The sequence below is a fragment of the Brachybacterium equifaecis genome (assembly GCF_023509525.1).
GTDB lineage: Bacteria > Actinomycetota > Actinomycetes > Actinomycetales > Dermabacteraceae > Brachybacterium > Brachybacterium equifaecis.
In genome coordinates this window covers 339071-362989 of the sequence record NZ_JAKNCJ010000002.1, presented here as the reverse complement: position 1 = coordinate 362989, position 23919 = coordinate 339071, and the positions used below count along the sequence as shown (strand labels likewise).

The 23919-nt window shown below is 71.7% G+C and carries 23 protein-coding genes; 18 read left to right on the top strand and 5 right to left on the bottom strand.

The window, feature by feature from the left end; all coding sequences use genetic code 11:
• Position 1 precedes the first annotated feature (1 nt).
• Positions 2–1036: an ABC transporter permease gene (locus Bequi_RS06175; protein ID WP_249737077.1), complete on the bottom strand. Its 1035-nt coding sequence runs from the start codon at positions 1034–1036 to the stop codon at positions 2–4.
• 606 nt (positions 1037–1642) lie between these two features.
• On the opposite strand from Bequi_RS06175, the gene Bequi_RS06170 reads away from it, so the two are divergent.
• Both Bequi_RS06170 and Bequi_RS06165 read left to right on the top strand, forming a co-directional pair.
• On the top strand, positions 1643–2347 hold the full coding sequence (locus Bequi_RS06170; protein ID WP_249737076.1) for a hypothetical protein: 705 nt from the start codon (positions 1643–1645) through the stop codon (positions 2345–2347).
• 116 nt (positions 2348–2463) lie between these two features.
• Positions 2464–3420, top strand: coding sequence for a metallophosphoesterase (locus Bequi_RS06165; protein ID WP_249737075.1), 957 nt, complete (start codon positions 2464–2466; stop codon positions 3418–3420).
• A 70-nt stretch (positions 3421–3490) separates the two neighbouring features.
• Here the strand turns inward: Bequi_RS06165 and Bequi_RS06160 are convergent, their stop codons facing one another.
• Positions 3491–3664: a hypothetical protein gene (locus tag Bequi_RS06160; protein ID WP_249737074.1), complete on the bottom strand. Its 174-nt coding sequence runs from the start codon at positions 3662–3664 to the stop codon at positions 3491–3493.
• Positions 3665–4084: 420 nt separating this feature from the next.
• Here Bequi_RS06160 and groES point away from each other — a divergent pair, with 420 nt between their 5' ends.
• From groES to guaB, 7 genes are all read left to right on the top strand, one after another.
• Positions 4085–4381, top strand: a complete 297-nt coding sequence (gene groES, locus Bequi_RS06155; RefSeq protein ID WP_249737073.1) for a co-chaperone GroES — start codon at positions 4085–4087, stop codon at positions 4379–4381.
• A 39-nt stretch (positions 4382–4420) separates the two neighbouring features.
• A complete protein-coding gene (gene groL / locus Bequi_RS06150; RefSeq protein ID WP_249737072.1) occupies positions 4421–6007 on the top strand; it encodes a chaperonin GroEL in 1587 nt (528 codons plus the stop codon).
• Between the two features lie 190 nt (positions 6008–6197).
• Complete coding sequence (locus Bequi_RS06145; RefSeq protein WP_249737071.1) at positions 6198–6911, top strand: hypothetical protein; 714 nt, start codon at positions 6198–6200, stop codon at positions 6909–6911.
• Complete coding sequence (locus Bequi_RS06140) at positions 6908–8143, top strand: pseudouridine synthase (RefSeq protein WP_249737070.1); 1236 nt, start codon at positions 6908–6910, stop codon at positions 8141–8143. The genes Bequi_RS06145 and Bequi_RS06140 overlap by 4 nt, the downstream gene beginning before the upstream one ends.
• Positions 8140–8943, top strand: coding sequence for a hypothetical protein (locus tag Bequi_RS06135; RefSeq protein WP_249737069.1), 804 nt, complete (start codon positions 8140–8142; stop codon positions 8941–8943). Before Bequi_RS06140 ends, Bequi_RS06135 begins: the two co-directional genes overlap by 4 nt.
• Positions 8940–10262: a threonine/serine exporter family protein gene (locus tag Bequi_RS06130; protein WP_249737068.1), complete on the top strand. Its 1323-nt coding sequence runs from the start codon at positions 8940–8942 to the stop codon at positions 10260–10262. Before Bequi_RS06135 ends, Bequi_RS06130 begins: the two co-directional genes overlap by 4 nt.
• Before the next feature lie 152 nt (positions 10263–10414).
• On the top strand, positions 10415–11914 hold the full coding sequence (gene guaB / locus Bequi_RS06125) for an IMP dehydrogenase (RefSeq protein ID WP_249737067.1): 1500 nt from the start codon (positions 10415–10417) through the stop codon (positions 11912–11914).
• Between the two features lie 364 nt (positions 11915–12278).
• On the opposite strand, the gene Bequi_RS06120 is transcribed toward guaB, so the two are convergent.
• Positions 12279–13430, bottom strand: a complete 1152-nt coding sequence (locus Bequi_RS06120; RefSeq protein ID WP_249737066.1) for a hypothetical protein — start codon at positions 13428–13430, stop codon at positions 12279–12281.
• Positions 13431–13566: 136 nt separating this feature from the next.
• On the opposite strand from Bequi_RS06120, the gene Bequi_RS06115 reads away from it, so the two are divergent.
• The 7 genes from Bequi_RS06115 to Bequi_RS06085 all read left to right on the top strand — a co-directional run bounded on the left by Bequi_RS06115 (position 13567) and on the right by Bequi_RS06085 (position 20119).
• A complete protein-coding gene (locus tag Bequi_RS06115; RefSeq protein ID WP_249737065.1) occupies positions 13567–14295 on the top strand; it encodes an exonuclease domain-containing protein in 729 nt (242 codons plus the stop codon).
• Between the two features lie 49 nt (positions 14296–14344).
• Positions 14345–15454, top strand: coding sequence for a GuaB3 family IMP dehydrogenase-related protein (locus tag Bequi_RS06110; protein ID WP_249737064.1), 1110 nt, complete (start codon positions 14345–14347; stop codon positions 15452–15454).
• Complete coding sequence (locus Bequi_RS06105; RefSeq protein WP_249737063.1) at positions 15451–16026, top strand: GNAT family N-acetyltransferase; 576 nt, start codon at positions 15451–15453, stop codon at positions 16024–16026. The genes Bequi_RS06110 and Bequi_RS06105 overlap by 4 nt, the downstream gene beginning before the upstream one ends.
• Positions 16027–16283: 257 nt before the next feature.
• Positions 16284–17327, top strand: a complete 1044-nt coding sequence (locus tag Bequi_RS06100; RefSeq protein ID WP_249737062.1) for a siderophore ABC transporter substrate-binding protein — start codon at positions 16284–16286, stop codon at positions 17325–17327.
• Complete coding sequence (locus Bequi_RS06095; RefSeq protein ID WP_249737401.1) at positions 17324–18301, top strand: ABC transporter permease; 978 nt, start codon at positions 17324–17326, stop codon at positions 18299–18301. Before Bequi_RS06100 ends, Bequi_RS06095 begins: the two co-directional genes overlap by 4 nt.
• 7 nt (positions 18302–18308) lie before the next feature.
• Positions 18309–19367 carry an iron chelate uptake ABC transporter family permease subunit gene (locus Bequi_RS06090; RefSeq protein ID WP_249737061.1) on the top strand — a complete coding sequence of 353 codons (1059 nt, stop codon included), beginning with the start codon at positions 18309–18311 and terminating at the stop codon, positions 19365–19367.
• Positions 19364–20119 (top strand): iron ABC transporter ATP-binding protein, encoded by a 756-nt coding sequence (locus tag Bequi_RS06085; protein ID WP_249737060.1) that lies wholly within the window; start codon positions 19364–19366, stop codon positions 20117–20119. The genes Bequi_RS06090 and Bequi_RS06085 overlap by 4 nt, the downstream gene beginning before the upstream one ends.
• A gap of 10 nt (positions 20120–20129) precedes the next feature.
• On the opposite strand, the gene Bequi_RS06080 is transcribed toward Bequi_RS06085, so the two are convergent.
• Positions 20130–21047 carry a CPBP family intramembrane glutamic endopeptidase gene (locus Bequi_RS06080; RefSeq protein WP_249737059.1) on the bottom strand — a complete coding sequence of 306 codons (918 nt, stop codon included), beginning with the start codon at positions 21045–21047 and terminating at the stop codon, positions 20130–20132.
• A gap of 118 nt (positions 21048–21165) precedes the next feature.
• Here Bequi_RS06080 and Bequi_RS14365 point away from each other — a divergent pair, with 118 nt between their 5' ends.
• Both Bequi_RS14365 and Bequi_RS06070 read left to right on the top strand, forming a co-directional pair.
• Positions 21166–22419, top strand: coding sequence for a sensor histidine kinase (locus tag Bequi_RS14365; RefSeq protein ID WP_249737058.1), 1254 nt, complete (start codon positions 21166–21168; stop codon positions 22417–22419).
• Complete coding sequence (locus tag Bequi_RS06070; protein WP_347271977.1) at positions 22416–23117, top strand: response regulator; 702 nt, start codon at positions 22416–22418, stop codon at positions 23115–23117. Before Bequi_RS14365 ends, Bequi_RS06070 begins: the two co-directional genes overlap by 4 nt.
• A gap of 69 nt (positions 23118–23186) precedes the next feature.
• Here the strand turns inward: Bequi_RS06070 and Bequi_RS06065 are convergent, their stop codons facing one another.
• Positions 23187–23882 carry a type II toxin-antitoxin system HipA family toxin gene (locus tag Bequi_RS06065; protein WP_249737057.1) on the bottom strand — a complete coding sequence of 232 codons (696 nt, stop codon included), beginning with the start codon at positions 23880–23882 and terminating at the stop codon, positions 23187–23189.
• Positions 23883–23919: the final 37 nt, after the last annotated feature.

The following is a 23919-nucleotide window of genomic DNA, read 5'->3' as shown; positions in this document are numbered from 1 at the left end:
ATCAGACCCTCACTCTCGGGTCGAGCGCGGCGTAGAGGATCTCCGACAGGGTCGAGGCGAACAGCACCAGGACCGCGGCGAAGAGCACGTTGCCGGCGAGGGCGTTGACGTCGGACTGCTGCACGGCCTGGATGCCGTACTGGCCCATCCCGGCCCAGGAGAAGACGACCTCGAGGAAGGTCGCGCCCGAGATCAGCGTGCCGAACGTGTACGCGAAGTACGTGGACATGGGGATGAGGGCGACGCGCAGGCCGTGCTTGATCAGCGCCGAGTTGCGGGTGGCGCCCTTGGCGCGGGCGGTGCGGATGAAGTCCGAGCCCAGCACATCCAGCATCACGGAGCGCTGGTATCGGGAGTACGCGGCCGCGCCGAAGAGCATGAGGGCGATCGTCGGCAGGAGCAGATGCGACATCGCATCGAGCACTGTCGGTATGAACCCTGTGATGCCTGGCGTGTACGAACCCGTGAAGCGGATGTACTGCTCACCGGTGGCGCGGTTGAACATGGTCGCGAGGATCATCAGGATCACGCCGGCGACGAAGGTCGGCGTCGAGATCAGCACGTACGAGGCGTAGGAGATGATCTGGTCGGAGGCCTTGTACTGGCGCACCGCGCCCCACACGCCGAGGGCCACACCCAGGATCGCCCCGAGGATCGTGCCGATCAGCAGCAGGCGCAGGCTCACTCCCGAGCGGCCCAGCCAGTCGCGCTCCCAGAACATCAGCCAATGGGCGGGATCGCCGAGCATCTCGGGGATCACCTTGCGGTTGCTGAGATCGGTGCCGAGCTTGTCGCGCAGCGGCGCGGTGAAGATCCGCTCGATCCACCACCAGGTGCGCAGCAGGACCGGGTCCTTGTCGTTCACGCCGTGCGAGGACAGGATGGCGTCGACGGACGCCTGGTCGACGGGAGGGTTCCTGCCCAGGTACTTCTTGCGCGGGAAGAAGAACGCGCTGGCCGCGACGTAGGCGAACACCGTCGCGAGGGAGGCCAGGATCAGGTAGTTGACGAACCTGCGCACCACATAGCTGATCACTTGCGACCTCCGAGGGCGAGGGGCGCAGCGAGGAGGGGGATCTCCCTGCTGCGGAGCCCGCGCGGGGCGAACGGCAACGTCACTGTGTGTCCTCACGTCATGGGGGTGATGCATGGGGGCGGCCGACGGCCGGCCTGCGCCGTCTGTGACCGGTCCCAGCACTGTAGGTCACTCCGGGGACCGCGACTGCACGGACCGGGCGACCTTGCCCGAATCGTTATGCGGATCGTTAGCTCGCGCAACGATCCCTGGAGCTCGCATCCGAGGATGCGTCCCGGACTTTACCGCACGTGATGGGCGCCACGAACGGTTTTGACGCTCCCTGGCGACGCTGGCGTCGAATCCGGCAGACCGGACGCAAGTGCGCTGCCGGGGGCTTGCGGGACTCGAAACCTGTGCGCCGCGGTGATAGTGGAATGGGGCTCGGCGCAGTGCTCGGTGGTGCAGTGCTCGTTACTGTGTCCCGGTGCACCTCCTGATGCCCGCTCCGGGCGCTCTCCCGCTCGCAGGCCGCTCGCCCGTTCCGGGCGCGCTGCAGCCAGTCGGCGCTCGCGCGGCTCTGCGCGGCGGGTCGACCGCTCCCGTGCCCCGCGCGGGCTTCCCGGCATGATCGCGCTCGCAGGGGCGGCTGCGAGCCTCGTCGGCTTCGGACTGCTCTACGCGTTCAGCCCCTCGACCTACGCCCTCGTGCTCCACATCCTCACCACCTCGCAGCGCGCCCTGCGGGCGATCGCTTGGCTGTGCGTCGGCATGGCGCTGGCGGCGCTCGGGTGCCTGCTGCTGTTCCGGGTCGTCGACCCGGAGACGCTCACCGCGCTCGCGAAGACCCGCGCCGAGGAGGTGCTCGTGCGCCGCGGGGTCGACCTCGCCGCGGGGGCGGTGCTCCTGCTCGCGGGGATCATCGCTGCGATGCGCGCGCGGGGACCGCGCCCGGCTCCGAAGCCGCGGCGGGCCGTCCGCCGCGGAGAGCCGGCCGGCCACATGATCCTGCTCGGGGCGGCGGAGGCCCTCACCAGCGTCAGCGGGATGGCGACGATGTACGTGGCCGGCCGCGTCATCGCGAGCGCGAGCCGGGACCTGCTCGTCCAGGCCCTCCTCGTCGCGGTGCTGCTCGCGGCGGTGATGGCGCAGCACCTGCTGGTCGCGTGGCTGTGGGGGAGATTCCCTGCGCTCGCCCGGAGGGTGACGGCGCTCTACGACCGCCTGGTCGCGATCGATCGGCGCCCGCTCCTCGCCGCCGGGCTCCTGGTGGCCGGGGCCGTGTTCCTGGTGCTCGGGATCCTTCCGCACGACGCCCCGCACCTCGGCTGACGGCGCCGCCTGGCGACTGCCGGCGCAGCCTGCCGCACAGCAGGCTGCGCGACTGGCTGCACGCCACTGCGCGCAGACCCTGCTCGGATGTCGGCCCGGCCCGATAGCGTCGGGCCATGCGCATCCTCCACTTGAGCGATACCCACCTCTACGGCGACGACGCCCTCCACTACGGGCGGATCGATACGATCGCCGCTCTCGCCGGCGTGCTCGATCGGCTCCGGAGCCTGCGGGAGAGCGGGGCCGACGGCGCTGCAGCGCGCATCGATGCCGTCATCCACACCGGCGACGCCTCCGACGACGGCAGCGTCGGCAGCTACCGGCGGCTGCATGCCCAGCTCGAGCCCTTCGCGGCGGAGCTCGGGGCGCAGCTCGTGGTCGCGATGGGCAATCACGATGCGCCGGCGGCCTATGCCGAGGTCGCGGGGGAGGGTGCTCACGGCGGGCCGTGGCAGGACCGCCTGGTGCCGCTTGAGGGCGGAGGCTGCGTGATCGTGCTCGACACCTCGGTGCCCGGCGCGGGCTACGGGCACCTCGATCCGGAGCAGCTCGACTGGCTGCGCTCCGTGCTGCCGGACGCCCCGGAGCCGGCGGTCCTCGCCCTGCATCATCCGCCGCTGAAGGCCGCGACGCCGCTGCTCGCGGCCCTCGACCTCGACGGGCTCGAGGAGCTCGGGGAGATCCTGCGGGGGTCGGCGGTGCGCCTGATCCTCGCCGGGCACTTCCACCACGAGATGGCGGGGGAGCTCGCGGGCATCCCCGTCCACGTCGCACCGGGCGTCACGAACGTGGTCGATCCGCTCGGGGCGGTGCCGGATGAGCAGGCTCTCGCGCTGTCGGGGGCGAGCCTGATCGAGATCGGCGACGCCGGAGGCGGGGGAGGGCGCGTCGGCCCTCTGCCGCGCATCGTGACGGCGGTGTGGCCGAATGCCGGGGACCGCCTCGGCGACGTCGGCGTCCCCGTCTACCGCTTCGATCCGGAGGAGGGGCGGAGGATCATCGCCGCCGCAGGCAGGCCGGCAGCCCAGGCCCCGCCGGTCCCGGACGCAGAGCTGCCGGGCCCGATCGTCTGAGCCTCGATCGAGGCGGAGACGGGGGTCCCGGCAGCGGGGGAGCGTCGGCCGAGCAGATCGGCCGACTGCGTCAGCGGCCGAAGCCGATGTGGCCGATGCCCTGGCTCGAGTGGCTCTGCAGCATGGCGGCGTAGTCGCCGCCGGCGCGGCGACCGGAGATGGTGTCGGGGCGCTCGGCGTCCTGGCCCTGGAGGCGGGTCGACAGGCGCTCGGCGATGGTGTTGATGCGGCGGAAGATGGACATGAGAGGCCCCCTCAGGCGTCGGCGCGACCAGGGGCCGCGGTGTGCAGATACGTGCAGGCGACGCCGTCGTCTCCGTGCGATACCTCTAGTCATACCGGCCCGCCGCGCGCCCGGCAAGCGATTTCGTACCAGGGGTCGCCGCCCTCACAATGCGGGTGTGACCTGGGGAACCGCCGTGTTTGTCGCGTCACCCTCGCGTCCCGCGAAACGTGAGCTGGCACTCGCCTTGCACGAGTGCCAGGGCGGTTCTAGAGTGGGGCTGTTGGCAGTCACGTGGCGAGAGTGCCAGGTGACCGCCTCGGGATCACCCGCCGGGTCGGCACCGCGACGGCGACCAGGATCGGGCCCCGCACCAGAACTCATGAATACCGCGACTCGCGAGCACCTTCGCCCGAGTCCATATCTGAAGGAGTGGCCCGCATGTCGGTCTCCATCAAGCCCCTCGAGGATCGCGTCGTCGTCAAGCCGCTGGAGGCGGAGCAGACCACCGCGTCCGGCCTCGTCATCCCGGACACCGCCAAGGAGAAGCCCCAGGAGGGCGAGGTCGTCGCCGCAGGCGAGGGCCGCTACGACGACTCCGGCAAGCGCGTCCCCATGGACGTCAAGGTCGGCGACCGCGTCGTCTTCTCGAAGTACGGCGGCACCGAGCTCAAGTACGGCGGCGAGGAGCTGCTCATCCTCGGCTCGCGCGACATCCTCGCCATCATCCAGAACTGATCACCTCTCCTTCTGCAGAACTGAACAGGACTGATACGCATGGCAAAAGAGATCATCTACAACGAGGAAGCGCGCCGCGCCCTCGAGCGCGGCGTCGATCGCCTCGCTGACACCGTCAAGGTGACCCTCGGCCCGAAGGGCCGCAACGTCGTCCTCGACAAGAAGTGGGGCGCCCCCACGATCACGAACGACGGCGTCACCATCGCCCGCGAGATCGAGCTCGAGGATCCCTTCGAGAACCTCGGCGCGCAGCTGGCGAAGGAGGTCTCCACCAAGACCAACGACGTCGCCGGCGACGGCACCACCACCGCCACCGTCCTCGCCCAGGCGCTCGTGCACGAGGGTCTGCGCAACGTCACCTCCGGTGCCGCTCCCTCCGCGCTCAAGCGCGGCATGGAGAAGGCCGTCGAGGCCGTCTCCGAGAAGCTCGGCGAGATGGCCATCGAGGTCGACGGCAAGGAGCAGATCGCCAACGTCGCGGCCGTCTCCAGCCAGGACCGCGAGATCGGCCAGCTCCTGGCCGAGGCGTTCGACAAGGTCGGCAAGGACGGCGTCATCACCGTGGAGGAGTCCTCCACCACGGCGATGGAGCTCGACTTCACCGAGGGCATGCAGTTCGACAAGGGCTTCATCTCCCCGCACTTCGTGACCGACGCGGACCGCCAGGAGGTCGTCCTCGAGGACGCCTACGTGCTGTTGAACCAGGGCAAGATCTCGGCCGTCGCCGACATCCTCCCCCTGCTCGAGAAGGTCATCGAGTCCGGGAAGCCGCTGTTCATCATCGCCGAGGACGTCGACGGCGAGGCTCTCTCGACCCTGGTCGTCAACAAGATCCGCGGCACCTTCAAGGGTGCAGCGGTCAAGGCTCCCGCCTTCGGCGACCGCCGCAAGGCCATGCTCCAGGACATCGCGGTGCTCACGGGTGCGCAGGTCGTCACGGCCGATCTCGGCCTCGACCTCAAGACCGTCGGCGTCGAGGTGCTCGGCCAGGCCGGCCGCGTGGTCATCACCAAGGACGCCACCACGATCGTCGGCGGCGCCGGCGACCAGGAGGCCGTCTCCGACCGCGTCGCGCAGATCCGCTCCGAGATCGCCGCGACCGAGTCCGACTGGGATCGCGAGAAGCTCCAGGAGCGCCTCGCGAAGCTCGCCGGCGGCGTGTCCGTCATCAAGGTGGGCGCCCACACGGAGGTCGAGCTCAAGGAGAAGAAGATGCGCATCGAGGACGCGGTCTCCGCGACTCGTGCAGCCATCGAGGAGGGCATCGTGGCCGGCGGCGGCAGCGCCATCGTCCAGGCGTCCTCCGTCCTCGTGGGCGACCTCGGCCTCTCGGGCGACGAGGCCGTCGGCGTGCGCGCCGTCTCCAAGGCGCTCGTCGAGCCCCTGCGCTGGATCGCGGAGAACGCGGGCCTCGAGGGCTACGTCGTGGTCGAGAAGGTCAAGCAGTCCGAGACCGGCCACGGCCTCGACGCTGCGACCGAGGAGTACGTGGACCTCATCGCGGCCGGCATCATCGACCCGGTGAAGGTGACGCGCTCTGCGCTGCGCAACGCCGCCTCGATCGCCGCTCTCGTGCTCACCACCGAGACCCTCGTGGTCGAGAAGAAGGACGAGGACGAGGGCTGATCCTCCCCTCGCCTTCGGGCACAGCACCGCGCCCCGTCTGCTCCGGCAGGCGGGGCGCAGTGCTGTGCGGGCCCTCCGCGCCTGCCGCGCGCGCAGATGTCCCCCTGGCCTCGTAGACTCGACGCGTCCGGGCTCGAGCGGCCGTCGGGCGTGAGCCCGGCGCGACCGTGCGGAGGATGAGAGAGCAGCGATGAGCAGCGAAGCCCTGGATGAAGCGGAGCGCGAGGAGCCCGGAGCAGGGGTCGTCGCCGATCCCGAGAGCGTGTTCGGCCCCTCGCGATCCGTCGTGCTCGCCACCATCCTCGCGGGGATCCTGTTCGCGGTGGTCCTCGAGTTCCTCGTGATCGTCAGCTTCATCGGCCAGAAGCTCTGGCGCTCGCCGCTCCTGGGCACCGATCCGATCTTCACCCTCCCGCTCGTGCTCGGTGTGGGCGCCTTCGTGCTGACAGTGCTCGCCGTGGTGCGGATCCTGACGATGTGGCTCCAGGTGGATGCGCACGGCATCCGCGTCAACGGCCTCCTGCGCCGCACTCGCCCCACCGCCTGGTCCGAGGCGGAGCGCGTCGTCGCCGTCCACAACATCCAGCGCGCGAGCTCCGCCGCTGAGCTCCTCGACGCCGCCAGCACGCTGGACGGCCTCTACGTCATGTCCCGCGAGAAGGGCCGCATGGCCGCCGTCTCCGGGCGCTTCTTCGGGGCCGACGCCCAGAGCGCCACCCTGCAGCGGGCCGACGCCGCGGGCGTCCCCATCGAGGAGATCGACGAGATCACGGTCAAGGAGCTGTGGCAGCGCTTCCCGGGCGCGCTCTCGTTCGCCGAGGGACACCCGAACCTCACGCTCGTGGCACTGGTCGGCTTCTTCGTCGGGCACAACGTGCTGACGTTCTTCATCTGGGGAATGTGAGCGCCGCGGACGACGGCGCGCGCCCCGTCGCAGGGGCGGGCGCTGGTCCGGGCGCGGGCGCGGGCGCGCGCCCCGTCGCAGGGGCGGGCGCTGGTCCGGGCGCGGGGGCGGGCGCAGGCCGGAGCCCGGTCACGGGCGGCCGTGCCGCACGGCGCCGGGCCCGTCGGCCCCCGCCGCCCCTCGCCCAGCGCGACGGACTGGACGCGGCGCACTGGCGGATCCCGCCGCGCGCGCCCGCGGCCCCGGGGGAGTCGCGAGGCGAGCTGACGGTGCTCGAGGCTCTGCTCTCCCGCTTCCCCGCGCTCGGGGCGCCGGAGGCGACGCCGCTCCCGCTGCGCTTCGCGCGCGGCGAGATCGTGCGGGCCGACGGCACTGCGTGGAGCGCGCAGGATCCCGCGCGCGCGGGCCAGGAGGTCTGGTTCCACCGCGAGCTGCGGCCGGAGGTCGTGCCCGAGCGGGAGATCCCGATCCTCTTCCGCGACGAGCACCTGCTTGTGATCGACAAGCCGCATGACATGGCGACCCTGCCGCGCGGCGCGCACGTGCTCGGGAGCGCCCTGGTGCGCCTGCGCAGGGCCACGGGGATCACGGAGCTCAGCCCTCTGCATCGCCTGGACCGGCGCACCGCCGGGGTGCTCGCCTTCGGCATCCGCTCGGCCGAGCGCGCCGCCTACCAGCAGCTCTTCGCCCGGACCGAGGTCGCCAAGGAGTACCTGGCGCGCGTGCGGATCCTGCCCGGCGCGAGCGAGTCCGAGCCCCCGCTGCACCCCGGTGCGGCCTTCTCGATGCGCGACCGCCTGGTGAAGGAGCACGGGGAGCTGCAGGGCAGGGTCATCGCCGGGGAGCCGAACGCGCACACCGAGGTCGAGGTGCTCGAGGTCAGCCCCGCAGCGGGAGAGCTGGAGGCGCTCACTGCCGCTCGGACTCCCGCCCCGCGCACGGCCCTGCTGCGCCTGCAGCCGCGCACGGGCCGCACGCACCAGCTGCGCCTGCAGCTCGCGAGCCGCGGACTGCCGATCTGCGGGGACGACCTCTACCCCGAGGCGCGCGCCGTGGGCCCGGAGGATCCGCCCCTCGCCCTGCTGGCGCGGCGCCTGGCCTTCACCGACCCGTTCACCGGTGAGGAGCGGGAGTTCCTCAGCGCGCGTTCGCTGGCGGAAGGAGCCGAAGGAGCCGAAGGGGCCGATGGGCCCGGTCGGCCGGGCCCGGGCGTCAGTACGCTGGAGCCGTGACAGCAGCCTCCGGTGCCCCGGTGCCCCCGTCGGCCGCCCCGCGCGCAGACGGGACCCCGCAGCCCCGCCGCACCCGCGCAGGAGCGGTCATCGTCGGCCCCACGCGCCGCGCCCGCTACGGACCCGGCGCCGTCATCGGGCTCCCGCTGCTCGCCGTGCTCCTGAGCTCCTTCCCGGCCGCCATGATCGAGCGCTGGCGCGAAGGCCGCATCGCTGCCGGCGCCGACGGCATCGCGGTGCGGCTCCTCGAGCCCGCCCCAGTGCAGCTCCTCGCCGGTGCGCTGCTGCTGTGGGCGGTGGTGGCGGCGTGGGCCGCGATCCCGCTGGTGCTCGTGCACCGGGTCGTGCACCTCGATCCGCGCACCGGAGAGCTCTCCCTGCGCACCGGCCTGCGGGTCGCGCAGCGGCGCGCGCTCGTCGACGTCGTGCACGCCGGGGCCGATCCGGAGCGCACCGGCACCGGGACGATCGGCTTCGCCGACGGCGCCGACTGGACCATCCCGGCAGCCGGCTGGGACGAGGCCTCCTTCGACGGCATGCGCGCCCTCCAGGAGGCCGCCGGCCTGCCCGTCCAGCCTCCGCGCGCCTCCCTCATCGCCGCCGCGCGCGCCGCGTCCCGGCTGCGGGCGCAGCGCGAGATGGCCGCCCGCATCGCGATGCCCTGGCGCACGGAGTACGACGCCGACTCCACCGCCTTCCTCGCCGAGTTCGACCGCCGCCGCCGCGTGCTCGGGCGCAAGGAGCCCGCCCGGCCCGGCGACCTGCTTCCGGGTGAGCCGCTGCCCGAGGCGCGCCGATGAGCCCGCGCGAGAGCGGGGCGGAGTCGCCCGCCGCAGAGACCGCCGTCCCCACGACGACGAGCCCCATCCCCGTCGCCGACTCCCTCACCGTCCGCTCGGAGGCGGCGGCGGAGGTCGGCAGCGTCCTGCTCTCCAGCGGCATGGCCTCCTACCGGGTGAAGGTCGCGATGGCCCGCACGGCGCGGGCGCTGGGCCTGGACTCCTTCGACTCGATCGTGACCTTCAGCGACATCACCGCGACCGCCACCCTCGACGGCCGGTATCGCACACGGATCACGCAGCCGGGCCACGTCGGCGTCGACGTCGACCGGATGACGCGCACCCAGCGACTCGTCGAGGACCTGCGCCCGGGCGTCCGCGCCGGCGAGATCCTCGAGGGCCTCGACGCGATCCGTGCGCGCGGGCCGCTGTACGGACCGCTCGTGAACGCGCTGGCCGCGGCGCTCGCCTGCGCGGCGTTCGCGTTCCTGAACCAGGGCGGCTGGGTGGAGATGGCCGGGGCCTTCGTCGGCGCAGGGATCGGGCAGGCCGTGCGGCGGCGCCTCCAGCAGCGCTCCTGGAACCACTTCCTCATCACCGTGATCGCCGCGCTGCTCGCCTCCGGCCTGTATCTGCTGGTGGTGAGCGTGCCGACGGCGCTCGGCTGGCTGGACGGGGCGCACCTGGCGGGGTACGTCGCAGCCGTCCTCTTCGTCGTGCCCGGCTTCCCGATGATCACAGGGATCCTCGACCTCGTGCGGGCCGACTACGCCGCGGGCATCGCCCGGCTCGCCTACTCGGCGCTGATGCTCGCGGGAGCGGCCGCGAGCATCTGGGTGACGGGACTGGTGGCCGGGGCCGCCGGCGCGCCCGCCTCGCAGCTCGCCCTCGACCCCGCGCTCGAGCTGGTGCTGCGGGCGCTCGCCACCCTCGTGGGCGTCGTCGGCTTCGCGGTCATCTTCAACTCGCCGCTGCGGATCGCGCTGCTGGCCGGGGGAGTGTCCGTGGTCGCGAACTCGCTGCGCTTCGTGATGACGGAGGCCCAGATCCCCGTGCAGCTCGCGACGCTGCTGGCGACCGTGCTCGTCGGCGCGGCGAGCTACGCGGCGGCCCGCGCCTGGCGCCTGCCCCGCACCGCGATCTCCGTGCCCGCGGTCGTCATCATGATCCCCGGCTTCGCGATGTACGCCTCCTACGCCCTGCTGAACACCGGCGATCTGATCGGCGCCGTGCTCCAGCTCCAGGAGGCGATCCAGGTGGTGCTCGCCGCGGCCCTCGGGCTCGCCCTCGCGCACCTGGCGACCTCGCCCGAGTGGCGGCGGGTCAGCCAGCCGCGCTGAGAGCGGAGGCGGCGCGCGCAGGGCCCGTCGGCCCTCTCGATGCCGGGGCTGACGGGCGGCGATGCCGTCGGCCCCCGAAAGCGCGCGCCGACGTGCGCAGTCCCACGCCTGCGGGACTGCCCCCGCCCTGCACCGCCGAGTAGCATCGATCCATGACGAGCGCGGATCCCTTCGGTTTCATCGGCCTGACCTACGACGACGTCCTCCTCCTGCCGGGGGAGACGGACGTGATCCCCTCCGAGGTGGACACCTCCAGCCGTCTGACCAAGGAGATCACCCTGCGCACGCCGCTCGCGAGCGCGGCGATGGACACCGTCACCGAGTCCCGCATGGCGATCGCGATGGCGCGCCTCGGCGGCATCGGCATCCTCCACCGCAACCTCTCGATCGAGGACCAGGCTCACCAGGTCGACCTCGTCAAGCGCACCCAGACCGGCCGCATCACGAACCCCGTGACCATCGGCCCGGACGCCACCCTCGAGGACTTCGACTCCCTGTGCGGGCAGTTCCGCGTCTCCGGCCTGCCGGTCGTCGATGAGGCCGGTCTGCTGCTCGGCATCTGCACCAACCGCGACCTGCGCTTCATCCCCGTGGCCGAGTGGGCCAGCACGAAGGTCGGCGAGGTGATGACCCGCGAGCTGTTCACCGCCCCGGAGGACGTCACCCCCGAGCAGGCCACCGCTCTCCTGCGCAAGAACAAGCGCGAGCGCCTTCCGCTCGTCGACGCCGCCGGCATCCTGCGCGGCCTCATCACCGTCAAGGACTTCGTGAAGTCCGAGCAATTCCCGAACGCCTCGAAGGACGCGCAGGGCCGCCTCCTCGTCGGCGCAGGGGTCGGCTTCTTCGGCGATTCTCGCGACCGCGCGGGCGCGCTGATGGAGGCGGGGGCCGACGTCCTCGTCGTCGACACCGCCAACGGCCACGCCCGCCTCGCGCTCGAGATGATCCGCTCGCTGAAGGCCGACCGCGCCTTCGACGGCGTCCAGATCATCGGCGGCAACGTCGCCACCCGCGCGGGCGCGCAGGCGCTCGTCGACGCCGGGGCCGACGCGGTCAAGGTGGGCGTGGGCCCCGGCTCGATCTGCACCACGCGCGTCGTCGCGGGTGTCGGCGTCCCCCAGATCACCGCGATCCACGAGGCGTCCAAGGCCTGCGACCCCGCGGGCGTGCCGCTCATCGGCGACGGCGGACTGCAGTACTCGGGCGACATCGCCAAGGCGCTCGTCGCCGGCGCCGACACCGTCATGCTGGGCTCGCTGCTCGCCGGCACCGAGGAGTCCCCGGGCGAGGTGGTGCTGCAGAACGGCAAGCAGTTCAAGGCCTACCGCGGCATGGGCTCGCTCGGCGCGATGGCCTCGCGCGGCAAGAAGTCCTTCTCGAAGGACCGCTACTTCCAGGCCGACGTCGAGAGCGACGACAAGATCGTGCCCGAGGGCATCGAGGGGTGCGTCGCGTACCGCGGCCCGCTCGGCACCGTCGTGCACCAGCTCGCAGGCGGCCTCGCGCAGTCGATGTTCTACGTCGGCGCGCACACGGTGGGCGAGCTCAAGGAGAAGGGCCAGTTCGTGCGCATCACCGCTGCCGGCCTCAAGGAGTCCCACCCCCACGACATGGCCGCGATCGTCGAGGCGCCGAACTACACCGCACGCTGAGCGGCTGCGCGGCTGAGCGGCTGGGCGGCTGAGCGGCTGAGCCTCCTTCCTACGAGATCGTGATCCTGTGCCAAGAACTGGCACAGGATCACGATCTCGTTGCATGCGGGCCGCTGCCACCGCCGTCGGCCCCGGCATTCCCCGCGAGACCGACGTCCTGTTCCAGAAAGTGGAACAGGACGTCGGTGTCGCGTCACCTGCGGTCAGCTCCGCCTCGCGCGCGGTGCTCTGCAGCCGGTGCGCGTTCGCGAGACCGCCTTTCTGTGCCACTATCTGGCACGAAAAGGCGATCTCGCTGGCCTGATCTGGGCGGGGCCGACAGCGGGGGGCCTTGGAGGCGCGAGCAGCGCGGCTCGCCAGCGGCTCAGCGCCGCAGCCGCTCGAGAGCCGGCCGCAGGGGTCGCAGCGCGCCCAGCAGCGCCGCGCCCGAGGCGAGCAGGGCGAGGCCTGCGGCGAGCATGAGGAGGCGCACCGCCACCCCTGGCCACACGGACATGCGGGTGAGGCGCAGTGCCGAGGGAGCATCGCCGCAGGTGACGATGAGGGTCGTGGGGTCGCCGGCGCGGATCACCTCGAGCGTGCGGTACTGGGTGCGCCCGATCGTGACGTGGAAGAGGGTCTCCTCCGAAGCCGCGCCAGGAGCGTCGACGGTGCACGCGCGCGCGGTCTCGTCCGAGGAGAAGGCGAGGACCGCGTAGCGCCCTGGCCCGATCGCGGCAGGCTGTCCGGCGGTGATCTCCTGCATCGGCGAGAGCTTGGCGGAGGCCTGAGTTCCGATCGCCCCGCCGAGCACCAGCAGGGCGAGCAGCGTCCCGAGCCCGGTCGCCAGCAGTGCTGCAGCCAGGATGCGCGGTCCCCATGACTGGGTGGCCTCGGCGAGGGAGGGGGCCGATGAGGCGGCGGGCACCGCGGTGGGGACAGGCCCGGCCGGGGGTCGGCCCGTGGGGGAGGCGGCCGACGGCGTCGGGGGCACGAGGGCGCGAGGCGGTGCCTGCAGTGGGGTCGCAGGGGCAGTCTCGAGAACCGCGTCCGCTGCCGCTATCGCTTCCGCTTCTGCTTCCGAACCCGAATGTGCATCCACATCCGTCTCAGCCTCTGCCCGCTCCTGCGCGAGTGGCGCGATCGGCGTCCCGACCCAGCGCAGGACTCGCGATTCCATCACGTCGTCGGAGGCTGTCGCCGCAGGGGCAGCCGCGCTGGCCGCGCCGTCGGCACGGTTCTCGAACTCCGAATCTCCGGTGGAGTCGGTGCTGGGATGCCCGGCGGGGTTGACGTCGGGCTCCGCCGGAAGCTCCGGCCCGACCGTCGACTCGTCGGCAGAAGCCGTGCCCCACGCGTCCACCGGGCCGTCGCCCCAGAGGGGCTGGCGCCAGCGCGCCGCCCGCACGGCGCTCTCATCGGCGAGGTCGTCGGCAGGGGAGGGGGCGGGAGCCGGCGCGGGGGTGTTGGCAGGGGCAGGGACATCCGAGGGATCTGCCGGGCTGCCTGGCACGCGGCCGTGCTCGGGCTCTGCCATCGGGTGTCCTCTCGGCCGGGGGACCGCCGGCATCCGTGATGCCCGCTCTGTCCGGTGCGAAGGACGATCCTATCCGCGCGCCCGCGGGCCCCGCGGCCCGGCTCGACTGTCGGAGGGTCCGCCTACAGTGGCTCCCATGAGCGCAACCCGCACCTCCGCACCTGGCAGCTGGATCGAATCGCCCCTCCTCGGCTTCGACACGGAGACGACCGGCACCGACGTCACCCGCGACCGCATCGTCACCGCGGCGCTCGTGCACTCCGTCGGCCCCGGCCGGGAGAACGAGACCGTGGCGACCTGGCTGATCGACCCGGAGATGGAGATCCCGCAGGCAGCCCAGCGCGTGCACGGGATCAGCACCGCCCACGCGCGCGAGCACGGGATGCGCAGCGCCGACGCGCTCGACGAGGTCGCCTCCCTCCTCGCGGAGGCCCTCGGGAAGGACGTCCCGATCGTCGCGTTCAACGGCGGGTTCGACCTCGCGATCCTGGAGAACGAGCTGCGGCGCCTGGGCCTGCCGACTCTCGCCGAGCGCCTCGGCCATGACATCGCCCCGGTGCTCGACCCGCTGGTGATCGATCGCGGCGTGGACCGCTATCGCAAGGGCAAGCGCACCCTCGGCGACGTCATGGCGCACTACGGTGTGCAGACCGACGGCACCATGCACACCGCGGATGTGGACGTCTCCGCGACGATCGACGTGCTGCGCGCGATCGCTGCCGCGCACCCGCGCGTGGCGGAATCCCCGCTGGCGGGCCTGCACCAGGAGCAGATCGCCTGGCACCGCGCCTGGGCCGAGAACTTCAACGACTACCTGCGTTCGCGCGGGAAGCCGGCCGACGTCCCCCTGACCTGGCCGCTCTGAGCGACCGGGCCAGGGCTGGCGGAAGCGTCGCAGGTAGAGTGGAGGGGTGATGAGCGAGATCGAGATCGGCCGCAACAAGCGGGGACGCCGGGGTTACAGCTTCGATGATGTGGCAGTGGTGCCCTCGCGCCGCACCCGCGACCCGGAGGACGTCTCCACCGAGTGGCAGGTCGACGCCTACCACTTCGACATCCCGATCTTCGCGGCGCCCATGGACTCGGTCGTCTCCCCGGCCACCGCGATCGCCCTCGGCAAGGCCGGCGGGCTCGGCGTGCTCGATCTCGAGGGCCTCTGGACCCGACACGAGGATCCGACCGCGCAGCTCGAGCGCATCACCACCGCCTCCGAGGAGGACGTCGTAGAGGTGCTGCGCGAGGCCTACGCCGCGCCGATCCGCCCCGAGCTGATCACCCAGCGCATCCGCGAGGTCCGCGACGCCGGCGTCACCGTCGCCGGCTCGCTCTCCCCCCAGCGCACGCAGGAGCACTGGAAGACCGTCGTCGACGCCGGGGTGGACCTGTTCGTCATCCGCGGCACGACCGTCTCCGCGGAGCACGTCTCGAGCGACCGCGAGCCCCTGAACCTCAAGCGCTTCATCTACGAGCTCGACGTCCCGGTTATCGTCGGCGGCTGCGCGACCTACACCGCCGCCCTGCACCTGATGCGCACGGGTGCGGCGGGCGTGCTCGTCGGCTTCGGCGGCGGCGCCTCGCACACCACTCGCGAGACCCTCGGGATCTCGGTGCCGCTGGCGACCGCCGTGGCCGACGTCGCCGCGGCGCGCCGCGACTACATGGACGAGTCCGGCGGCCGCTACGTGCACGTCATCGCCGACGGCGGCCTCGGGAAGTCCGGCGATCTCGTCAAGGCGATCGCCTGCGGGGCCGACGGGCTCATGGTCGGCGCCGCTCTCGCTCGCGCTGAGGAGGCGCCGGGCCGGGGCTTCCACTGGGGCAGCGAGGCGCACCATCAGACCCTGCCGCGCGGGCACCGCGTGGAGGTCGGCACCGCCGCCCCGCTCGAGCAGATCCTGTTCGGCCCGGGGCTCGCGGCCGACGGCACCACCAACCTCATCGGCGCCCTTCGCCACGCGATGGCGACGACCGGCTACCTGGACCTCAAGGAGTTCCAGCGCGTCGAGGTCGTCACCTCCGCGTGAAGCACGACCTGCGCCTGCAGCGCGGCGCGATCGTGCTGCGCCCGCTCGCGCGCGAGGACGCCTCCGCGTTCCGCGCGCTCGTGGACGAGGAGAGCTGGGCGGGGATGTCGGTCCCGCTGCCCGCGACCGACGAGGCGATGGCCGAGCACCTCGGCACGCTGATCGAGGCCCCCGCGCAGCTCGCCTTCGCGGTCGAGCAGGACGGCCGGCTCGTCGGCCGCACCACGCTCTACGATCTCGTCCCCGGACTGAAGGTCGAGATCGGCCACACGATCTATGCGCGCGAGGCGTGGGGGAGCGCCGTGAACCCCACGTGCAAGCTGCTCCTGCTCGACCACGCCTTCGGCGAGCTCGGCGTCGGGCGCGTCGCCCTGCGCTGCGATCACCGCAACGCCCGCTCCCGCGCCGCGATCCTGAAGCTCGGTGCGACCTTCGAGGGCACCCTGCGCCGCTTCCGCCGCGCGGCCGACGGCACCGTCGCCGACGCCGACTACTTCTCGATCCTGGAGAGCGAGTGGCCCGGTGTGCGCGACGGGCTCGAGGCGCGCCTCCGGGCCTCTGCCCAGGCCTGATGGGCCCGGCCGCTCATCTCTGACAGACGCTTCTCGCGCTCCGTGCCGCCGACCCCCGGAACCTCTGCTCCGGGGGTCTCGCGCATCTCGATCTGACGCTGGCGGGACGAACGTCACTTGGAGATCCCAGCGGTTCGGATTAGGTTAGGCATGCCTTGCGAAATTCCGCGGGCAGTTGCACCGCCTGTTCGGGTCGCCCACCGAGCACCCCCGCGACCCGGCCACCCCGGGTCGTCGCCTCTGTGAAAGGGATGCCCATGTCCGATCTCCTCCGCCCTCTCCCGGCTCGCCGCCGAGGACTCACGCGTCGCAGCGCCCTCGTCGGCACCGCCGGATTCCTGAGCCTGGCGCTCGCCGCGTGCACCTCCGACTCCGACAGCGCCGCCTCGGGCGGCAGCGACGCCGGCGGCTCCGCCTCTGCAGCGGGCACTGTCACCGTCGAGGACAACACCGGATCCGTCACGGTCGCCGTCCCCCCGAAGTCCGTGGTCGCCACCGACAACCGCCTGTTCGAGACCCTCTCGGACTGGGGCGTCGCGCTCGCGGCCGCGCCGCGCGCGCTCATGCCCTCTACGATCGCCTACCGCGATGACGAGTCGATCGTCGACCTCGGCACCCACCGCGAGCCCGATCTCGAGGCGGTCGTCGCCGCCGAGCCCGACCTCATCCTCAACGGCGGCCGCTTCGCCCAGTACCAGGAGCAGCTCGCGCAGCTCGCCCCCGATGCGGCGCTCGTGACGCTCGATCCTCTGGAGGACGAGCCGCTGGATGCAGAGCTGAAGCGCGCCGTCGGCGTCCTCGGGCAGATCTTCGGCAAGGAGTCCGAGGCCGCGACGCTCGGCGAGGAGCTCGACGCCGCCGTCGCCCGGGCGAAGGCCGCCTACGACCCTGCGCAGCGCGTCATGGCGCTCAACTCCTCCGGCGGCACGCTCGGCTTCATCGCGCCGACCATCGGCCGCACCATCGGCCCGCTCTACCCCCTGCTCGGTCTCATCCCCGCGCTCGAGGTCGAGGGCGAGAGCGATGACCACGAGGGCGATGACGTCTCCGTCGAGGCGATCGCCGAGGCGAACCCCGACTGGATCCTGGTGATGGATCGAGACGCCGCCGTCTCGGCCGACGACCCGGCGTTCCAGCCCGCGGACAAGGTGCTCGCGGGCTCGGCCGCGCTGCAGGGCGTCACCGCCGTGCAGCAGGGGAACGTCGTCTACATGCCCGCCGACACGTACACCAACGAAGGCATCCAGACGTACACCGAGTTCCTGAACTCCCTGGCCGACGCCATGGAGGCGAAGCGCTGAGCACTGCAGTCCCCACCCAGCAGCAGCGGCGGCTCATCGAGCCGTCGCTGCTGCTGGGGATCCTCGCAGTGCTGGTGCTGCTCGGACTCTCCCTGGTCACCGGCGTCTACGACGTCTTCGGGGCCGAGGACGGCCGCGAGATGTTCGCGATCACGCGCATCCCGCGCACGATCGCGCTTGTCCTCGCTGGCGCCGCGATGGCCATGTCGGGGCTCGTCATGCAGCTGCTCACGCAGAACAAGTTCGTCGAGCCCTCCACCACCGGCACCACCGAATGGGCGGGTCTCGGGCTGATCGCGATGATGGTCCTGTTCCCCGGAGCCGGGCTGCTGGCGACCATGGGCGGAGCGATCCTCGCCGCCTTCGCCGGCACGATGGTGTTCTTCCTGTTCCTGCGCCAGGTGCGACTGCGCTCCTCGCTGATCGTGCCGATCATCGGGCTGATGCTCGGCGCGGTCGTCTCCTCGATCTCCACCTACGTGGCCTTGCGGTTCGATGCCCTCCAGACGCTCGGCATCTGGTTCGCCGGCAGCTTCACCCCCGTCATCAAGGGCCAGTACGAGGTGCTGTGGGTGGTGCTGGTCGTGGTCATCGCCGTGTTCATCGCAGCCGACCGCTTCACCGTCGCCGGGCTCGGCGAGGAGATCGCCACGAACATCGGCCTGGACTATCGCCGGGTCGTGCTGCTCGGCACGGGCCTCATCGCGATCGCGACCGGGGTGGTGACGGTCGTCGTCGGCAACCTGCCGTTCCTCGGGCTGATCGTGCCGAACATCGTCTCGATGCTCCGCGGCGATGACCTGCGCTCGAACCTGCCGTGGGTGTGCCTGCTGGGCATCGCGGTGGTGACGGTGTGCGACCTCATCGGGCGCACGATCATCATGCCGTTCGAGATCCCGGTGTCCCTCATCCTCGGGGTCGTCGGCGCCGCCGTGTTCATCGTCCTGCTGCTGCGGCAGCGACCGCGGAGGTGAGGCGGGCATGACGGCTTCCCCCAGCGCCCCCGTAGGCTCGCGCATCGCCCTGCGCCCGGACGCTGAGCGCGCCGCAGGCGGCTTCGCCGACCGCCGCACCCGCACCCGCTTCGCCGTGGTGCTCGGCCTGCTCATCGCCCTCACCCTCGTCCTCGCCTGGGGCACGATCGCCTGGGACAACCCCATGGACCCCGGCACTCGCGGGTTCTGGCTGATCGCGAAGCTGCGGATCACCTCGGTCGTGGTGATGGCGATCGTCGCCGTCTCCCAGGCGCTCGCGACCGTCGCCTTCCAGACGGTCACCGAGAACCGCATCCTCACGCCCTCGATCATGGGCTTCGAGTCCCTCTACGGGGCGATCCAGACCACCGCCGTCTTCACTCTCGGCGTCACGGGCATCCTCGCCCTGCAGGGCACCGCGCAGTTCATCCTGCAGATCGCGGCGATGGTGCTGCTCGCGACCCTGCTCTACGGCACGCTGCTGACGGGCAGGCGGGCGAGCATGCAGGTGATGCTGCTGGTCGGCATCGTCATCGGCGGAGGGCTCGGCTCCATCTCGACCTTCATGCGCCGCATGCTCTCGCCCAGCGAGTTCGACGTGCTCACCGCGCGGATGTTCGGCTCGGTCACCAACGCCCAGTCGGACTACCTGCCGATCGCGATCCCGATCGTCGTCGTCGCCGGGGGAGCGCTGCTGCTGCTCTCGCGCCGACTGAACGTGCTGGCGCTCGGGCGCGACACCGCGGTGAATCTCGGCCTGCCGCACCGGCGCTCCCTGATCCTGGTGCTGATCCTGGTCTCGGTGCTGATCTCCGTCTCCACCGCGCTGGTGGGCCCGATGACCTTCTTCGGCTTCCTCGTCGCGACCCTCGCCTATCAGGCCGCCGGCACCCACGATCATCGCTTCGTGCTGCCGATGGCGATGCTGCTCGGCTTCGTGACCCTCGCCGGCGCCTATCTCGTGATGGACCACGTGTTCGGTGCGCAGGGCGTCGTCTCGATCATCATCGAGCTGGTCGGCGGCACCGCATTCCTCATCGTCATCCTCCGGAAGGGCCGGCTATGATCCAGTGCCGCGACGTCGTCAAGAGCTACGGGGAGCACGCCACCATCGGCCCCGTGACCCTCGAGATCCCGAAGGGCGGCATCACCGCACTCGTCGGCCCGAACGGCGCCGGGAAGTCGACGCTGCTGACGATGATGGGTCGGCTCCAGGCGCCGGATGCCGGGACCATCGAGGTGGGCGGGCTCGATGTCGCCAAGGCGAAGAGCGGGGACCTCGCGCGCGTGCTGTCGATCCTGCGCCAGGAGAACCACTTCGTCACCCGCCTCACCGTGCGCCAGCTCGTCGGCTTCGGCCGCTTCCCGTACTCGCGGGGCCGACTGACCGCTGCCGACGAGCGCGCGGTCTCCGAGGCCATCGACTTCCTGGACCTCGGCGGTCTCGAGGGCCGCTACCTCGACGAGCTCTCCGGCGGCCAGCGCCAGCGGGCGTGCGTGGCGATGGTGCTCGCCCAGGAGACCGAGTACCTGCTGCTGGACGAGCCGCTGAACAACCTCGACATGCAGCACAGCGTGCAGATGATGCGCCGCCTCGAGGCCGCCGCGCGCGAGCTGGACCGCACCATCGTGATCGTCCTGCACGACATCAACTTCGCCGGCCGCTACGCCCAGCGCATCTGCGCGATGAAGGACGGGCAGGTCGTCGAGCACGGTCCCGCCGCCGAGGTGATGACGCCGGAGGTGCTCACGGGCGTGTTCGACACCGAGGTGAAGGTGATCCACGGGCCCGACGGGCCGCTCGCGGTGTACTACTGAGCTGGATGCCTCAGACCCCGTAGGGCCCTTCGGCACGGATCTGCGCGTACCGCGACGCCGGGATGCGCCGGGCGATGACGAGCGCTGCGAGCCCGTGCAGAACCGCGACCGTGAGCCAGGGTGCAGGCCCCTCGAGGCTGAGCCCCATGGCGACGCCGACTGCGGTGGCGACATGGAACCCTGCGTGGATGCCGATGGCGGCCCACACGGAGCCGACCGCGAGGGCCAGGTACCCCGCGGAGAGGCCGAACGCGAACGGGATCGTCAGGTAGACGACGTGCTCGAGCGCGCTCTGCTGACCGCCGCTGGAGCGGAGATGGGGAAGCATGAACGCCGCGGCGCTCACCATCACGGCGAGATGCGGGCGGCGTGACAGTGAGCGCAGCAGGTAGCCGCGGAACAGCACTTCCTCGCCGATGCCCTGCAGCACGAATGCCAGCAGGACCATGTAGAGAACGATCACCCACACCGGCTCCGCGGCGAACGCCGGCAGCTCCATCTCGCGCCCCCAGCCGGCCACGGCGGAGAGGCCCTGGCTGAGCAGCAGCGCCGCCAGCGAGATCCCCATCCCCGCCGCGAGCCCGACGGCGGCGCGTTGGTTCAGCGCGAGGCCGAGCGCCCGGAATGGCCGTCGGTCCAGGCCCCGCATCAGCGCCCACGAGAGCAGCAGATAGACGCCGAGGGTGAGCACGCACTGCCCCGCGAAGAGCAGGAGCTCGAGGCCGGGATCGACAGCGCCGGGCTCGTCGAGCGGGATCCCTGCGGCCATCAGGAGCGCGTAGTACGGGAGGGCGACGCCGCTCGGGGTCACCACGAGGGCGAGGATCGTCAGCAGCACCCGGGCCCAGACCGGCAGGCGCGGGGCAGGGGAGCGCTCGGGGTGGAGGCCCGGGGCAGTCGAAGGGGCAGACGTCTCGGTTCTCGTCATGACCTCGACGTTAGGTTCTGCCGCAGCGGCGCTCATGTGCCCGTCGTCCTCTCTGCGACCGCCGACCCATGACCACGGTCATGGGTGCGAGACCGCCTGCGCTCCCTAGAGTGGAGGCGTGCCCTCCTCGTCAGCCCCGCACGGCCGCCCCGTCCCGGCCTGGGTGCTCCCCGCGCTGCAGATCACGGCGCTGTTGTGCCTCGCACTGCGAGCCGGCCAGTACGCCCTGGCCGCCGACGCCACGGGCGGCGTGTTCCCCACGCGCCTCGATATCGCGTGGATGTCGCTGCTCGCGGCCACGGTGCTCATCGCGCTCACCTGGACGGTCCGCGCACGCCTCGCACCGGGAGCGGCCCGCGGCGTCCTGTCGGCTGCGGTGCTGCTGATCCTCGTGCTCGCCGACGGCGGAGGCCACCTCGGCTTCGATATCCCGGCGCTCCTGCTCGCCCTCGCCCTGGTGGTCGTGGACATCGGACCGGTGGCGGGGCTTCTCGCCGCGCTGCTGCTCGGGATCGATGCAGCAGTCGGCCACGTGCAGATCGGCTCCGATGCGGCGACGATCGTCATCAATGCCCTCGCGCTCGCGGTGCTCGGCACCTTCGGAGCCGCCATCGGGGCGCTGTGGCACGGCTACCAGCAGACGACGGAGGATCTGGCCGCGGCGATGGAGCGACAGCGCCGCATGGCCGATACGCAGAAGGAGCTCGTCCTCGCCGAGGAGAGGGCCCGGTCAGCGCGCGAACTGCACGACACCCTCGGCCATCGCCTGACCCTGATCGGCATGAGCCTCGAGTACGCCGAGCGAGTCGGCGAGCGCGATCCGAGCGGAGCGCGAGCGGAGATCGCGACGGCCCGCACGACCGCGGCTGAGGCGATGGTGGAGATGCGCACCTGGGTGCGCGCGCTCAGCCCCGTGCGCGACCCTGACGCGACGGGCCTGCTCGCGATCAATGCGATCGCGGAGTCGTTCCGAGGAACCGGGCTCGAGGTGAGCGTCGCGCACGCGAGCGACCCGTTCGTGGTGACGATGAGCGAGGACGCGGAGCTGCTGCTCTACCGGGCCGTGCAGGAAGGGCTCACCAACGCTCTGCGCCACGGCCGCGCTCGACGGGTCTGCATCACCACCGGGCGCAGCGAGCAGACGGTCCGGCTCGAGATCACCAGCGACCTCGACGCCGCCGCCCGAGAATCTCTGCCGGAGGGGCCTCTCGCACCCGGCTTCGGCCTGCGGGGGCTGGCTGAGCGCGCCACGGCGCTCGGCGGCTCGGTCCAGGCGCGGCGAGCAGGCGACGAGGTGGTGCTGTCGATCGAGATCCCGACCGCCGGGCTCGCCACTGCAGGAGTGCCGGCGCAGAAGGGCGGTGTGCGATGACAATGCCCGGGTATGAGGAGGAGACGGATGCCCTGCGCGGAGACGGGCCGACGCCGGTGCGCGTGCTGCTCGTCGATGACCAGCAGCTGCTGCGGCGCGGACTCTCCCTCCTGCTCTCCACGGCCGACGGCATCGAGGTGGCGGCCGAGGCCGCCGACGGCGCCGAGGCGCTCGCGCTCCTGCGCCGCGACCTGCCCGACGTAGTCCTGACCGATGCGCGCATGCCGGGCATGGACGGCATCGAACTCACTGCGCAGTGCCGCACCCTGCATCCGGGCCTTCCCGTCCTCGTGCTGACGACCTTCGACGATGAGGATCTGGTGCGTGGTGCGCTGACCGCTGGAGCTGCAGGGTTCCTCCTGAAAGACACTTCGACCGATGCGCTCGCAGGCGCGATTCGGGCTGCTGCCGACGGCGGCATGGTCATCGATCCTCGCGTCGCACGGATCGCGATGACCCGCGGGCAGGCCGCCGCGCCCGATCCGCTGGCGGTGCTCACACGTGCCGAGCGCGCTGTGGCGGAGCTCGTCGCCGAGGGCCTCACCAACGCCGAGATCGCCGCCCGGCTCGTGCTCGCCGAGGGGACGGTCAAGAACCACGTCTCCGCGCTGCTGCGCAAGCTCGATCAGCGGGATCGGACAGGGCTCGCGCTCGCGCTGTATCGGACGCTGCAGGAGGGGAATCCCGGGGAAGGGTGAGGATCGGCGCTCGCCGCAGAATGTGCAGATCGGCGATGCCGGCACCAGGCGGCGATCCATCCAGCCCGCTCAGCCCTCAGCGACGGCTCTGAGGGCAGCGAGCCGGGTGTCGATCGCTTCTGCGAACAGGGTGAGCTCGCTGTCCGGCACGCCGTTCCTCTGGGCTGCTGCCCTCCACCCGCTGATCGCGGTCCCGATCCGAAGCATCCTCGCTCGAGCCGACTCCTGTCCCAGGCTGCATTCATCGGCGAAGGGGAGGAGAGCCTCGGCCTCGTCCGGCGGGGCGTCCGCCCCGAGGATGGTGGTGGATCGCTGGCGCCACGGATCCGGAGTCGGATTCACGTCGAAGGCGGGGCTGAGCCTCCAGAAGCCCTGGTCGGCGAGGAACCCGTGATTGCGGAGGTGATCGTCGGTGTTGCCGAGCGCGATGCTCGCCACGACACGGTCGAAGAGCGCGTGATGATCGGCCTTCGGCGAGCGGGAGAGATCGAGCATCGCTGCGGCGATATCCGCGTAGTCGCGGTGATCACCGTCGTCCGCGCCCAGGGCCGTCATCGCGCTGATGTATCCGACGCGGCCGCCGCTCTCGGTGCGATCGAAGCGCCGCAGCACCAGCACGCTGCGCTCGCCGACTCGGACCAGACGGCGAGACGGCACCTCGATGCCCGCCGCTTCCAGAAGATCCAGCGCCGTCATCTCCCAGGCCATCACGTCCCAACGGTCGCTCGTGTGCGGGAACTTCGCGAGCGCGAGAGGTCTGAGCATTATTGATCAGATGCAACCCTGGTGTTCGTGAGTCGCT